The organism is Nocardioides sediminis, assembly GCF_003047295.1.
In the GTDB taxonomy this organism is placed as follows: Bacteria; Actinomycetota; Actinomycetes; order Propionibacteriales; family Nocardioidaceae; genus Nocardioides; species Nocardioides sediminis.
In genome coordinates, this window is sequence record NZ_PZYZ01000002.1 from 323,579 (window position 1) to 336,731 (window position 13,153).

Sequence of the window (13,153 nt, forward strand, 5' to 3'; positions counted from 1 at the left end):
GGCCAGAGGGCCGACCCCCGGTCGGGCATGCTGGCGCCATGTCCCACGGCCCCTCCCGAGCGCACCGACGCCGTGCCGACCGACGGGCCCACCGGCGTGCCCACCGGCGTGCCGCCCTCGCACTGGTGCTGCCGCTCGTGCTGGGTCTGGGGGCCTGCGGGATGGGGGCGCCGCGGAGCGCACCCCCCTCCGGGGTGGACGGCCTGGTGGTCCCGACCCCGAGCATCGAGCCCGCCGACTACGTGACCGTCGTCGACAACCCGTGGCTGCCGCTGGCGGTCGGGTCGCGGTGGCGGTACGCCGCCTCCGACGGCGCCGCGGTCGAGGTCACCGTCTCCGGCACCCGTCCGGTGGCCGGGGTGGAGGCCACGGTGGTGGACACGGTCGAGCGCGGTCCGGGCGGCCGGGTCGTGGAGCGGTCCAGCGCCTGGTACGCCCAGGACCGCGAGGGCAACGTCTGGCACGTCGGCGACGACGGGGTGTGGGAGGCCGGCGAGGGCGGCGCCCAGGCCGGCCTGGCGATGCCCGCGACGCCCCGGGTCGGCGACGGCTTCGTCGAGGAGCGCGCCCCCGGGGTGGCCGAGGGCCAGTCGCGCGTGCTGGCCGTCGACGCCCGGCGCACCACGTCGTACGACGCGTTCGACGGGCTGGTCCTGGTCGAGCGGTCGTCGCCGCTCGAGCCCGGGCGCACCACGGAGGCGTTCTACGCGCGCGACGTCGGGCTGGTGCTCGTGGAGGGTGCGCGGGACCTGGAGCTCGTGGACCTCAGCCGCGGCTGAGGTCGGAGGACGAGGCGGCCGGGGTCAGTCGGGCCGGCGCACCTGGGTGCGGCCGTCCTCGCCGTCGTCGTCCGGGTGCGGCTGGCCCCAGTGCTGGGGCTGGCCCTGCGGGGGAGCGGCGGGCGGCTGCTGCTGACCCCACTGCCCCGGCTGCTGCTGGGGCGCGGGCGGCCCCCACTGCTGCGGGGGAGCGGCCTGGCCCGGCTGCGCCTGCGGCTGCGCCTGCGGCTGTCCCTGCGGCGGGGTCGCCGGGGGCGGCGCGTAGGGGTCGTGGCCACCCCAGTGCTGGGCCGGGGGAGCGGGCTGCCAGTGCTGCGGCTGGCCCTGGTTCCACTGCTGCTCGTAGCCGCTGGGCGGTGCGTACATCGCCTGCTGCTTGCGACCTCCGCCGAAGGAGAGGCCCGAGCCCGGCACGGGCTCGGAGCCGTGGCCGAACAGCAGCGGGTAGGTGAGGCCGGCGACCGCGGCGCCGATGGTCGGGGCCAGGATGAACAGCCACAGCTGGAGGATCGCGTCGGTGCCGCCGAAGACGCCGACGCCGATCGAGCGGGCCGGGTTGACCGACGTGCCGGTGGCGGCCATCGAGGCGAGGTGGATCATCGCCAGCGCGAAGCCGATGGCCAGCGGACCCATGAACGCCTGGAACTCGTTGCGGGCGTCGGTCACCGCGAGGATCACCCAGATGAACACGGCCGTGAGGAGCATCTCGAGCAGGAACGCGGCCCACACGGCGTAGCCGCTGCCCTGGTCGCCGTACGAGTTGGCGCCGATGTTGCCCTCGGCGGTGTAGCCCTCGAAGCCGTGCAGCAGGCCGAAGAGCAGCGCGCCCGCGACGAGGGCGCCGAGGAGCTGGGCTCCCACGTAGACCGGGGTGGCGCTCCAGGGCAGCCGGCCGCCGAGGGCGGCGCCCACGGTGACGGCGGGGTTGAAGTGTCCGCCCGAGACGCGGCCCACGGCGTAGGCCATCACCACGACGGTCAGGCCGAACGCGAACCCGGTGCTGAGGTAGTCGCCACCGCTCATGACGGCCGTCCCGACCCCGAAGAAGACGAGCACGAAGGTGCCCAGCACCTCGGCGGCGAACTTCTGCCCCGTCGTGGGCGTGTCCTCTGCGATGTCGGTCATCAACGCCTCCTGGCAAGTGATGTGCCCACCCCCGTGGGAACTCTGGGCACTCTAGCGATGCGGGCAGGTCGGGTGCGAAGGTTGGGCGGACCGGCCGGTCAGGTATCTTGACGTCAAGTTAGTTTGCCCGATCGTCGTACCGACCTGTCGATCAACCGACCACCGCTGTCGAGTCCTTCCAGGAGCCGTCGTACCCATGGCCAAGATCATCTACACCCACACCGACGAAGCGCCGATGCTGGCGACCTACTCCCTGCTGCCCATCGTGTCGGCCTACGCACGGACGGCCGGTGTCGAGGTCGAGACGCGCGACATCTCCCTCGCCGGGCGGATCATCGCCCAGTTCCCCGACCGGCTGACCGACGAGCAGCGCCTCGACGACGCCCTCGCCGAGCTCGGCGAGCTGGCGACGAAGCCCGAGGCCAACATCATCAAGCTGCCCAACATCTCCGCCTCGATCCCGCAGCTCAAGGCCGCGGTCAAGGAGCTGCAGGACAAGGGCTACGACCTGCCCGACTACCCGGAGAACCCGCAGACCGACGAGGAGCGCGACGCCCGCGCCCGCTACGACAAGGTCAAGGGCTCCGCGGTCAACCCGGTGCTGCGCGAGGGCAACTCCGACCGCCGTGCGCCCGCGAGCGTCAAGAACTACGCCAAGGCCCACCCGCACTCGATGGGCGCCTGGAGCAGCGAGAGCAGGACCAACGTCGCCACCATGGGCAAGGACGACTTCCGCTCCAACGAGAAGTCGGTCGTCGTCGACGCCGACGACACCCTCTCGATCGTCCACGTGGCCACCGACGGCACCGAGACCGTGCTCAAGGAGTCGGTGCCGGTGCTGGCCGGTGAGGTCGTCGACGCCACCTTCATGAGCGTCGCCGCGCTGCGCCGCTTCCTCACCGAGCAGGTTGCCCGCGCCAAGGCCGAGGGCGTGCTCTTCTCGGTCCACCTCAAGGCCACGATGATGAAGGTCTCCGACCCGATCCTCTTCGGCCACGCGGTGCAGGCGTTCTTCCCCACCCTCTTCGAGCAGTACGGCGAGCAGCTGGCCGCCGCGGGCATCTCGCCCAACGACGGCCTCGGTGCCCTGCTGGCCTCGGTCGAGAAGCTGCCCGAGGGGGCCGCGATCAAGTCCGCCGTCGAGCAGGGACTGGCCGACGGCCCGGACCTGGCGATGGTCGACTCCGACCGCGGCATCACCAACCTGCACGTCCCCTCCGACGTCATCATCGACGCGTCGATGCCGGCGATGATCCGCACGTCGGGCCAGATGTGGAACGCCGACGGCGAGCAGCAGGACACCCTCGCGGTGATCCCCGACTCGTCCTACGCCGGCGTCTACCAGACGGTGATCGACGACTGCCGCGCCCACGGCGCCTTCGACCCCTCGACGATGGGCTCGGTGCCCAACGTCGGCCTGATGGCCAAGGCTGCCGAGGAGTACGGATCCCACGACAAGACGTTCGAGGTCGCCTCCGCGGGTCGCGTCGAGGTCCGCAGCTCGGGTGGCGACGTCCTCATCTCCCACGACGTGGAGCCCGGCGACGTGTGGCGCGCCTGCCAGACCAAGGACGCCTCCATCCGCGACTGGGTCAAGCTGGCCGTCAACCGCGCCCGCGCCACCGGCGTCCCGGCCGTCTTCTGGCTCGACGAGGACCGTGCCCACGACGCCAACCTGATCGCCAAGGTCAGGGAGTACCTCCCCGAGCACGACACCGAGGGGCTCACCCTGGAGATCATGGCCCCGGCCGCGGCGACGGCGTACAGCCTCGAGCGGATCCGCAGGGGCGAGGACACCATCTCGGTGACCGGCAACGTGCTGCGTGACTACAACACCGACCTGTTCCCGATCCTCGAGCTCGGCACCAGCGCCAAGATGCTCTCGGTCGTGCCGCTGATGAACGGTGGCGGTCTCTTCGAGACCGGTGCCGGCGGCTCGGCGCCCAAGCACGTGCAGCAGCTCGTCAAGGAGAACTACCTGCGCTGGGACAGCCTCGGCGAGTTCTTCGCGCTGGCCGCGAGCTTCGAGCACCTCGCGTCGTACGACGACAACGCCCGCGCCAAGATCCTCTCCGACACGCTGGACCGGGCCACCGAGACGTTCCTCAACGAGGACCGCTCGCCGGGCCGCAAGCTGGGCACGATCGACAACCGCGGGTCGCACTTCTACCTCGCGCTCTACTGGGCCGAGGAGCTCGCGAAGCAGACCGAGGACGCCGACCTCGCCGCGGCCTTCGGCGCGCTCGCGACCACGCTGCGCGACAACGAGGAGAAGATCGTCGGCGAGCTCAACGCCGTCCAGGGCCAGCCGGCCGACATCGGCGGCTACTACGAGCCCGACGACGCCAAGGCCGAGGAGGTCATGCGTCCCTCGGCGACGCTCAACGAGGCGCTCGCCTCTCTCTGACACGTCGAGGGTCCTCGAGGACGGGCGGTGCCGGCTCCGGCGCCGCCCGTCGCTGCGTCCGAGGGCTGGTGAGTCCGCGATCACGGAATAGGCGGTCACCGTCGGCTCTTGGAGAATGTGAGGGTCGGTCCGCCCCGCGACCACCCGAGCTGCGTACGCCGTCAGCACGCCACCTGCCACCTCGTCCGGAAGCACGCATGACGACCACTGCTGACACGCCCGTCGACCACACGCCCGCCGTCCGCGCCCCGCACTTCGCCCTCGCCGTCCTGGCCCTCGCCATGGGTGGGTTCGCGATCGGCACCACCGAGTTCGTCACGATGGGCCTGCTGCCCCAGATCTCCGACGGCGTGGGCGTCTCCATCCCCACCGGTGGCCACGTGATCTCGGCCTACGCCCTCGGCGTCGTGGTCGGCGCCCCGGTGCTGGCCTTCCTCGGCGCGCGGCTGCCGCGGCGTGGGCTGCTGATCGGCCTGATGGCCGCCTTCGCCCTCGGCAACGCGATGAGCGCGCTCGCGACGTCGTACGGCGCGCTGGTGCTCGCGCGGTTCGCCGCCGGGCTCCCGCACGGCGCCTACTTCGGCGTGGCGTCGCTGGTGGCCGCGAGCCTGGCCAGCCCCGCCCGCAAGGGGCGCGCGGTCGCATCGGTGATGCTCGGCCTCAGCGTCGCCAACGTGGTCGGCGTGCCGGCCGCGACCTGGATGGGCCAGCACCTCGGCTGGCGCTCGGCGTTCTGGGCGGTGACCGCGCTGGGCGTGCTCACCCTGGCCCTGGTGGCGGCCTACGTGCCGTCGGTCGTCGGCGACAAGGAGGCCTCGGGCCGACGCGAGCTGCGGGCGTTCGCCCTGCCGCAGGTGTGGCTGACGCTGCTGGCCGGCGCCATCGGCTTCGGCGGCATGTTCGCCGTCTACACCTACATCGCGCCGACGGTCACCGACGTGGGCGGGCTGGGTGAGTCGGCGGTGCCGGTGTTCCTGCTGTCCTTCGGCCTCGGCATGGTGGCGGGCACCTGGCTGGCCGGGGTGATGGCCGACTGGTCGATCTTCCGCTCGCTGCTGATCGGGTCGGTCGGCATGGCCGCCTCGCTGCTGCTGTTCTGGCTGCTGGCGCCGTACGCCTGGGCCTCGCTGCCGGTCGTCTTCCTCATCACCGCCCTCGGGTCGGTGCTCGTGGTCAACCTCCAGCTCCGGCTGATGGACGTGGCCGGTGACGCGCAGACGCTCGGTGCCGCGATGAACCACGCCTCGCTCAACATCGCCAACGCGCTGGGGGCCTGGCTGGGCGGGCTGGTCATCGCCGCCGGGGCCGGCTACCGCGCGCCCGCGCTGGTGGGTGTCGCGCTCTCGCTGGCCGGGCTGCTCGTGCTGCTCGTCTCCGCCGCACTTCACCGCCGCACCCGTCCCTGACTCCCCGGTGAACCCCCGGTGACCGCAGGTGGCGGCCGGCGGTGAAACCGGAACCTGGGCGTAACACGCACTCAACGGTGCGTTAGCAGAGCACGCGTTGGATGGTCCCGACGGCGACCGGGACCCGGCCGCCGCACCGGATGATCGGGGAGCCGCCATGACCGTGGAGCAGGACAGCGCCAGCCGCTACGAGACCGAGCTGGAGCGCCGCCGCCAGCTGCGCGACCGTCGTACCCACGACGTCGTCGAGCTGATCTCACGCCGCAGCGAGCTCGTGGGGATCAACCCCTGGGCCGACCACGTCATCGAGAGCGTCGCCTGGACCGCCTGACGGTCCCGCTCGGGGTCACAGCAGCCAGCAGCCGCTGACCTGGGGGATCCCGGCGAACCGGGCCTCCCAGAAGAGCTGGGCCTCCGTGGCGTGCGGCACGATGCCGCCGACGTGCAGCGGTGCGACGTTGGGGGAGAAGCGCACGTTGGCGCCCTTGCCGCACCACGACCTCGCCATCGCCCTGCCCACGGCGAAGGGGATGGTGTCGTCGAGCGTCGAGTGGCTGACCAGCACCGGGACCGCCGGCCTGGTCGTGCCGATCCGCTGGTCGGCGATCACCGACCGGAACGGCTCCTCGTCCATCAGCTCCGACAGGGGGCGGCCGTCCGCGCTCAGCGTCTCGGAGCGGACGAAGGCGTTGTCGAGCAGGTCGAAGACGCAGTCCTGCTCGACGGCGTCCATCGTCGCGCGACCCGTCGCGTTGAGGTACGGCGCGAGGTCGATGTCGTAGGACGCGGCGAGGCCGCGGAGGGCGAAGAACGCGAAGGCGGAGAAGGGTCCGCCGTCCAGATGACTGGCGACCGCACCCAGGTCGGCGGGCACAGCCCCCACGACGGCACCCCGGAGCCGGAGCTCGGGGGCGTAGGTCGACGCGAGCTCGACGGCGGAGGCGGCAGCGCCGCCGCCCTGGGAGTAGCCCTGCAGGCCCACCGGGCTGCTCGCGGAGAGGCCGGTGCCCTCCAGCCGCTGGGCGGCGCGGACGACGTCGAGCGTGGCGCGGCCCTGGGAGACGCGGTCCATGTAGGTGTGGACGCCCTCCGTGCCGAGGCCTTCGTAGTCCGGCATCGCGATGGCGTAGCCGCGCTGGAGGAGACCCTCCATCACCACGCCCTCGTACTCGATGCCTTGCGAGAACTGCCGCGACGGGGCGCAGCGGTCGGCCATGCCCTGGGTGCCGGGCGCGTAGCCGATCACCGGCCGGCTGCCGACGCCCACCCAGGGCGCGTTCGGCACCAGCACGGTGCCGCTGGCGGCGATCGGCGTACCGGTGCGGTCGGTGGTGCGGTACAGCACCCGGGTGGCGTCGCGGACCAGGCTGGTGGCGTCGAGGGGGTCGAGGAGGAAGGTCAGCCGCTCCGAGCGGATCAGGTCGCCGGCGGCCGGGGGCAGGGTGGCCGGGGCCTCGTAGAACGGCGGTCGGGGAGGCTCGTCGACCGCGGCGGTGGCGGGGGCGGCACCGAGCGCGGTGACGAGCGCGGTGGCGAGGAACGAGGCGGACAGGGACGCGACGAGCGCGCCGGCGGCGCGAGTGACTGGCATGGATCGGTGCCCTCCCGAGCGGTGGCTCCGGGACGGGACGTCCCGGCGTGGGCATGTTACCCACGATTAACATCTCGTGACCAGCGTCACCTGACGGGCGCGGCTGCCTCGCCGGTCGGCGCCGATGAGAGGATGACGCCATGTCCACCGCGCCTCCAGCACGCCCGCGGGTCCTCTCCGGCATCCAGCCGACAGCGGACTCGTTCCACCTCGGCAACTACCTCGGTGCGCTGCGCCAGTGGGTGACGCTGCAGGAGGACTTCGAGCCCTTCTACTTCATCGCCGACCTGCATGCGATCACGGTCGAGCAGGACCCCAAGGTGCTCCGCGAGCGCACGCTCGTCTCGGCGGCGCAGCTGGTCGCCGCCGGCGTCGACCCGGCGCGCGCCACGATCTTCGTGCAGAGCCAGGTGCCGGCGCACACCCAGGCCGGTTGGGTGCTCCAGTGCCTGACCGGCTTCGGCGAGGCCCGGAGGATGACCCAGTTCAAGGACAAGTCCGCCAAGGGCGGCGAGGGCGCCGCCAGCGTCGGGCTGTTCACCTACCCCATCCTCCAGGCGGCTGACATCCTGCTCTACCGCCCGCAGTACGTCCCGGTGGGGGAGGACCAGCGCCAGCACCTCGAGCTCACCCGAGACCTGGCCAACCGCTTCAACCACCGCTACAAGAAGACCTTCCGGCCGCCCGAGCCCTACATCCTCGAGTCCACCGCGAAGATCTACGACCTGCAGGTCCCGGAAAAGCAGATGTCGAAGTCCATCGGCGGGCAGGGCTGCGTGTGGGTCCTCGACGACCCCGCGGTGGTGACCAAGAAGTTCCGCTCGGCCGTCACCGACTCCGAGACCGAGATCCGCTTCGACCGCGCGGCCAAGCCCGGGGTCAGCAACCTCTTGACCATCCACTCCGCGCTGTCGGGCGAGAAGGTCGAAGCCTTGGAAGCGGCCTTCGAGGGCCGCGGCTACGGCGACCTCAAGTCCGAGGTGGCCGACGTCGTCCTGCAGACGCTGACGCCGCTGCGGGACCGCACCCTGGAGCTGATGGACGACCGCGCCGAGCTCGAGCGGATCCTCGCCTCGGGCGCCGAGCGCGCCGGGGCCGTGGCCGAGGCGACCCTGCGCGACGTCTACGACCGCGTCGGCTTCCTGCCAGCCGGCCGCTAGGGTCGACGGGTGGTGACCATCGGCGTGGCAGTGGCGATCCCGGAGCCGTGGGCGACGCAGCTGCAGGACTACCGCACCTCGGTGGGTGACACCACCGCCACGCAGATCCCGACGCACATCACGCTGATCCCGCCCGTGGAGGTCCCCGCCGAGGACCTCCCGCAGGTCGAGGCGCACCTCGAGTCGGCGGCGTACAAGGTGGACGCGTTCCGCATCCACCTGCGCGGCACGGGCACCTTCCGGCCGGTCTCGCCGGTGGTCTTCGTGACCCTCGCGGAGGGCATCTCCCAGTGCGAGCAGCTCGCGAGCGTCGTACGCCGGGGGCCGCTCGCGGTCGACCTGCACTTCCCCTACCACCCGCACGTCACCATCGCCCACCACCTCCCGGACCGCGCGCTTGACCGGGCCTTCACCGAGCTCGCGGACTTCGAGTGCGAGTTCGTCGCCGACGCGTTCTCCCTCTACGTCCACGACGAGGGCGCCGGGTGGCGGCCGACGCGGGAGTTCGCGCTCCGCCCCACCGCCTGACCAACTCTCGGGAGACCTGATGGCAATCGTCGCCACCGTCAAGCAGCGCGTCGAGGAGGCGCGGGAGCGCTGGCCGCTGCTCGACCACCTCGTGCGGACCTTCGAGCACTACGGCAACGTCAACGGCAGCGCGCTCGCCGCGGCGGTGACCTACTTCGCGTTCCTGTCCTTCTTCCCCATCGTGGCGCTGGCGTTCGCGGTGATCGGGTTCATCTCCGGCGCCTACCCCGACGCCGAGCGCGACCTCGTGACCGCGATCGACGGTGTGCTGCCCGGCATCATCGGCAACGGGAAGAACGAGCTGAGCCTGGACGCCATCCGCGGGTCCGCCCCCGGGATCCTGAGCGTCGGCCTGCTGGTGGCTCTCTACTCCGGGCTCGGCTGGCTCTCCGGCATGCGCACGGCCCTCATCGCGATCTTCGAGGAGCCCGAGAAGGAGCAGCCCAGCTTCCTCCTCGGCAAGGCCCGCGACATCCTGGCCCTGCTGACCCTCGGCACCGTGCTGCTGCTGAGCGTGGCGGTCTCGGGTGTCGCGACCAAGCTGGCGGTCCCGATCCTCGAGCTGCTCGGCCTCGGCGAGGGAGTGGAGCCGGTCGTGTGGGTCCTCGGGCTGGCGCTGGGACTGGCCGCCAGCACGGTGCTGTTCTTCGCCTTCTTCCGGGTCCTGGCAGCGCCCAACGTGCCGACGCGCGCGTTGTGGTCGGGCGCGCTGCTCGGGGCGCTGGCCTTCGAGGCGCTCAAGCAGCTCTCGACCTTCCTGCTCGCCGGCACCAAGGAACAGCCCGCCGCCCAGGCGTTCGGGATCGCGCTGATCCTGGTCGTGTGGATGAACTACTTCTCGCGGGTCGTGGTGCTCGCCGCCGCGTGGGCGCACACGTCCCCGGCCGCGCGGGAGCAGCGGGAGCGGGAGGCGTGGCGCGAGGACGACGTGGAGGGCCCGCAGATCGACCTGCGGCAGGCCGTCGAGCACAGTCCCGTCCTCGCCGCCCGCACGCCGTCCACGGGGCGGGCAGGACCCTTCGCGGCCGGTGCCGCGACCATGCTGGCGCTCGTCGCCGTGACCAGGAGGAGCAAGTGAGCATGCAGACCACTCGGAAGCACGGGGTGTTCCTCGTCGGCGTCGCCGTCTGGAACCTCATCACCTGGGGGATGTTCACCAAGAACCTGTACGCCGCCCAGGCGGCCGGGGAGGACCGCCCCACCGGCTACTGGGTCGCGCACTCGGTGCTGATCGTCGCCAACCTCGTCCTCGCCGGGGTCTTCGGGTCCTGGGGTGCCAAGGTCCTGCGCTCGCGCTCCTGAAATGCCGCTGGCCCGCCGGGACTCGAGTCCGGGCGGGCCAGGGGAGGGACCGGCAGGCTCAGTGGCCGTGCTTGAGCGCGGTGCGCAGGTCCTTGTTGAGCTGGCTGATCACGTCGAGCGGGATCTCCTTGGGGCAGGCGGCCGTGCACTCACCGATGTTGGTGCAGCCGCCGAAGCCCTCGTGGTCGTGCTGGGCGACCATGTTGACCACGCGGGTGTCGCGCTCGGGCTGGCCCTGGGGGAGCTCGCCGAGGTGGGTGATCTTGGCACCCATGAAGAGCGACGCGGAGCCGTTGGGGCAGGCCGCGACGCACGCGCCGCACCCGATGCAGGTCGCCATGTTGAACGACCGCAGGGCCTTGTCCCGGGGGACGGGCACCGAGTTGGCCTCGGGGGCCGAGCCGGTGTTGGCAGAGATGAAGCCGCCCTGCTGGATGATCCGGTCGAAGGCGCCGCGGTCGACGATGAGGTCCTTGACGACCGGGAACGCGTCGGCGCGCCACGGCTCGATGGTGATCTCGTCGCCGTCGGAGAACGTCCGCATGTGGAGCTGGCAGGTCGTGGTGACCTCCGGACCGTGCGCCTGGCCGTTGATCATCAGGCCGCACGTGCCGCAGATGCCCTCGCGACAGTCGGAGTCGAACGCGACCGGCTCCTCACCCGAGGCGTTGAGCTGCTCGTTGAGCACGTCGAGCATCTCGAGGAAGGACATGTCCTCGGAGACCCCGTCGAGCTGGTAGGTGCGCATCTCGCCCCGGGCCTGGGCATCGGCCTGGCGCCAGATCTTGAGCGTGAGCTTCACTTGTAGGACCTCTGCTTCATCTCGATCGCGGTGTAGAGCAGGTCCTCCTTGTGCAGGACCGGGGTGCCCATCGAGCCCTGCGGCTCGTTGGGGTCGTTCTCGACGGCCGGGGTGAACTCCCACGCGGCGACGTAGGCGAACTCCTCGTCGATGCGCAGCGCCTCGCCGTCCTCGGTCTGCGACTCGGCCCGGAAGTGCCCGCCGCAGGACTCGCGCCGGTTGAGGGCGTCGATGCACATCAGCTCGCCGAGCTCGAGGAAGTCGGCCACCCGGCCGGCCTTCTCCAGGCTCTGGTTGAGGGAGTCGGCGGTGCCGAGCACCTTGAGGTTGGACCAGAAGTCCCGCTTGAGCTCACGGATGCCGTCGATGGCCTTGCGCAGGCCCTCCGCGGTGCGCTCCATGCCGCAGTACTCCCACATCAGGTTGCCGAGCTCCTTGTGGTAGCTGTCGGCAGACCGCTCGCCGTTGATCGCCAGGAAGCGGTCGATGCGGCCCTGGACGGACTCGCGCGCGGCGACCACGTCGGGGTGGTCGTCGCCGATCGCCTCGAAGGGGCCGTCGGCGAGGTACTCGCGGATGGTGTTGGGCAGCACGAAGTAGCCGTCGGCCAGGCCCTGCATCAGCGCCGAGGCGCCGAGGCGGTTGGCACCGTGGTCGGAGAAGTTGGCCTCGCCGGACACGAACAGGCCCGGGACGTTGGACTGCAGGTCGTAGTCGACCCACAGGCCACCCATCACGTAGTGCACGGCGGGGTAGATCCGCATCGGGACCTCGTAGGGGTTCTCGCCCGTGATCCGCTCGTACATGTCGAACAGGTTGTCGTACTTGGCCTCGATGCCCTTCTTGCCCAGGCGGGCGATGGCGTCGCTGAAGTCCAGGTAGACGCCGCGGCGGAAGTCGCCGACCATCGGGCCGACGCCGCGACCCTCGTCGCACACGTTCTTGGCCTGGCGGGAGGCGATGTCGCGGGGGACCAGGTTGCCGAAGGACGGGTAGATCCGCTCCAGGTAGTAGTCGCGGTCCTCCTCGGGGATGTCCCGCGGGTCCTTGTCGCAGTCCTCCTTGTTCTTCGGCACCCAGATGCGGCCGTCGTTGCGCAGCGACTCGCTCATCAGGGTCAGCTTGGACTGGTGGTCGCCGGAGACCGGGATGCACGTGGGGTGGATCTGCGTGTAGCAGGGGTTGGCCATCAGGGCGCCCTTGCGGTGCGCACGCCACGCGGCGGTGACGTTGGACCCCATCGCGTTGGTCGAGAGGTAGAAGACGTTGCCGTAGCCACCCGAGGCGATCACCACGACGTCGGCCGTGTGGGTCTCGACGGCGCCGGTGACCATGTCGCGGGCGATGATGCCGCGGGCCTTGCCGTCGACCGTGATCAGGTCGAGCATCTCGTGGCGCGTGTACATCGACACCGTGCCGGCGGCGACCTGGCGCTCGAGCGCCTGGTAGGCGCCGATGAGGAGCTGCTGGCCGGTCTGGCCGCGGGCGTAGAAGGTGCGGGACACCTGCACGCCGCCGAAGGAGCGGTTGTCGAGCAGGCCGCCGTACTCACGGGCGAACGGGACGCCCTGGGCGACGCACTGGTCGATGATGTTGGCGCTGACCTCGGCCAGGCGGTAGACGTTGGACTCCCGCGACCGGTAGTCGCCGCCCTTGACCGTGTCGTAGAAGAGACGGTGGACGGAGTCGCCGTCCTCCTTGTAGTTCTTGGCCGCGTTGATGCCGCCCTGGGCGGCGATCGAGTGGGCGCGGCGCGGCGAGTCCTGGTAGCAGAAGGACTTGACGTTGTAGCCGGCCTCGCCGAGCGTCGCGGCCGCGGCGCCGCCGGCCAGGCCGGTGCCGACGATGATGACCGTCAGCTTGCGGCGGTTGGCCGGGTTGACGAGCCGGTTCTCGAACTTGCGGTTGGTCCACCGCGTGGCGATCGGACCCGTCGGCGTCCTCGGGTCGACCAGCGGCTCGCCGGGCGTGTAGTAGCCGGCGGCGTCGTCGGAGACCTGCACGGACGGCTTGTTGGTGGGCACGGTCCCGGAGGGATCAGTCATGGCCATGT

At 71.3% G+C, this 13,153-nt stretch carries 12 protein-coding genes; 8 read left to right on the forward strand and 4 right to left on the reverse strand.

Annotated features, from left to right (window positions below):
• The first annotated feature begins 38 nt into the window (after positions 1-38).
• Positions 39-779, forward strand: coding sequence for a hypothetical protein (locus DAI17_RS06390; RefSeq protein WP_159081381.1), 741 nt, complete (start codon positions 39-41; stop codon positions 777-779).
• A 24-nt stretch (positions 780-803) separates the two neighbouring features.
• Here DAI17_RS06390 and DAI17_RS06395 read toward each other — a convergent pair whose 3' ends face one another.
• Positions 804-1,904 carry an MIP/aquaporin family protein gene (locus DAI17_RS06395; RefSeq protein WP_107772067.1) on the reverse strand — a complete coding sequence of 367 codons (1,101 nt, stop codon included), beginning with the start codon at positions 1,902-1,904 and terminating at the stop codon, positions 804-806.
• Between the two features lie 196 nt (positions 1,905-2,100).
• Between DAI17_RS06395 and DAI17_RS06400 the strand changes: the two genes are divergently transcribed.
• From DAI17_RS06400 to DAI17_RS20890, 3 genes are all read left to right on the forward strand, one after another.
• Positions 2,101-4,311: an NADP-dependent isocitrate dehydrogenase gene (locus DAI17_RS06400; RefSeq protein ID WP_107772068.1), complete on the forward strand. Its 2,211-nt coding sequence runs from the start codon at positions 2,101-2,103 to the stop codon at positions 4,309-4,311.
• Positions 4,312-4,508: 197 nt separating this feature from the next.
• A complete protein-coding gene (locus DAI17_RS06405) occupies positions 4,509-5,717 on the forward strand; it encodes an MFS transporter (protein ID WP_107772069.1) in 1,209 nt (402 codons plus the stop codon).
• A 157-nt stretch (positions 5,718-5,874) separates the two neighbouring features.
• The gene (locus DAI17_RS20890) at positions 5,875-6,048 is read left to right on the forward strand and encodes a hypothetical protein (RefSeq protein WP_159081382.1); all 174 of its coding nucleotides are present in this window, start codon (positions 5,875-5,877) and stop codon (positions 6,046-6,048) included.
• Positions 6,049-6,063: 15 nt separating this feature from the next.
• Here the strand turns inward: DAI17_RS20890 and DAI17_RS06410 are convergent, their stop codons facing one another.
• On the reverse strand, positions 6,064-7,308 hold the full coding sequence (locus tag DAI17_RS06410) for a lipase family protein (protein WP_107772070.1): 1,245 nt from the start codon (positions 7,306-7,308) through the stop codon (positions 6,064-6,066).
• A 140-nt stretch (positions 7,309-7,448) separates the two neighbouring features.
• Here DAI17_RS06410 and trpS point away from each other — a divergent pair, with 140 nt between their 5' ends.
• The 4 genes from trpS to DAI17_RS06430 are packed head-to-tail and all read left to right on the forward strand — an operon-like array spanning position 7,449 to position 10,298.
• On the forward strand, positions 7,449-8,468 hold the full coding sequence (gene trpS / locus DAI17_RS06415) for a tryptophan--tRNA ligase (RefSeq protein ID WP_107772071.1): 1,020 nt from the start codon (positions 7,449-7,451) through the stop codon (positions 8,466-8,468).
• Positions 8,469-8,477: 9 nt separating this feature from the next.
• The gene (locus tag DAI17_RS06420; RefSeq protein WP_107772072.1) at positions 8,478-8,996 is read left to right on the forward strand and encodes a 2'-5' RNA ligase family protein; all 519 of its coding nucleotides are present in this window, start codon (positions 8,478-8,480) and stop codon (positions 8,994-8,996) included.
• A 19-nt stretch (positions 8,997-9,015) separates the two neighbouring features.
• The gene (locus DAI17_RS06425) at positions 9,016-10,074 is read left to right on the forward strand and encodes a YihY/virulence factor BrkB family protein (RefSeq protein ID WP_107772073.1); all 1,059 of its coding nucleotides are present in this window, start codon (positions 9,016-9,018) and stop codon (positions 10,072-10,074) included.
• A gap of 2 nt (positions 10,075-10,076) precedes the next feature.
• Positions 10,077-10,298, forward strand: a complete 222-nt coding sequence (locus tag DAI17_RS06430; RefSeq protein WP_107772074.1) for an SCO4848 family membrane protein — start codon at positions 10,077-10,079, stop codon at positions 10,296-10,298.
• A 58-nt stretch (positions 10,299-10,356) separates the two neighbouring features.
• On the opposite strand, the gene DAI17_RS06435 is transcribed toward DAI17_RS06430, so the two are convergent.
• Complete coding sequence (locus DAI17_RS06435) at positions 10,357-11,100, reverse strand: succinate dehydrogenase/fumarate reductase iron-sulfur subunit (RefSeq protein WP_107772075.1); 744 nt, start codon at positions 11,098-11,100, stop codon at positions 10,357-10,359.
• A complete protein-coding gene (locus tag DAI17_RS06440; protein WP_407669688.1) occupies positions 11,097-13,145 on the reverse strand; it encodes a fumarate reductase/succinate dehydrogenase flavoprotein subunit in 2,049 nt (682 codons plus the stop codon). Before DAI17_RS06440 ends, DAI17_RS06435 begins: the two co-directional genes overlap by 4 nt.
• Positions 13,146-13,153 lie beyond the last annotated feature (8 nt).

What these genes read in the sequence shown, in the direction of transcription:
- DAI17_RS06390 (WP_159081381.1), top strand. Translation starts at nt 39, where the DNA reads ATGTCCCACGGCCCCTCCCGAGCGCACCGACGCCGTGCCGACCGACGG.
- DAI17_RS06395 (WP_107772067.1), bottom strand. Translation starts at nt 1,904, where the DNA reads ATGACCGACATCGCAGAGGACACGCCCACGACGGGGCAGAAGTTCGCC.
- DAI17_RS06400 (WP_107772068.1), top strand. Translation starts at nt 2,101, where the DNA reads ATGGCCAAGATCATCTACACCCACACCGACGAAGCGCCGATGCTGGCG.
- DAI17_RS06405 (WP_107772069.1), top strand. Translation starts at nt 4,509, where the DNA reads ATGACGACCACTGCTGACACGCCCGTCGACCACACGCCCGCCGTCCGC.
- DAI17_RS20890 (WP_159081382.1), top strand. Translation starts at nt 5,875, where the DNA reads ATGACCGTGGAGCAGGACAGCGCCAGCCGCTACGAGACCGAGCTGGAG.
- DAI17_RS06410 (WP_107772070.1), bottom strand. Translation starts at nt 7,308, where the DNA reads ATGCCAGTCACTCGCGCCGCCGGCGCGCTCGTCGCGTCCCTGTCCGCC.
- trpS (WP_107772071.1), top strand. Translation starts at nt 7,449, where the DNA reads ATGTCCACCGCGCCTCCAGCACGCCCGCGGGTCCTCTCCGGCATCCAG.
- DAI17_RS06425 (WP_107772073.1), top strand. Translation starts at nt 9,016, where the DNA reads ATGGCAATCGTCGCCACCGTCAAGCAGCGCGTCGAGGAGGCGCGGGAG.
- DAI17_RS06430 (WP_107772074.1), top strand. Translation starts at nt 10,077, where the DNA reads ATGCAGACCACTCGGAAGCACGGGGTGTTCCTCGTCGGCGTCGCCGTC.
- DAI17_RS06440 (WP_407669688.1), bottom strand. Translation starts at nt 13,145, where the DNA reads ATGACTGATCCCTCCGGGACCGTGCCCACCAACAAGCCGTCCGTGCAG.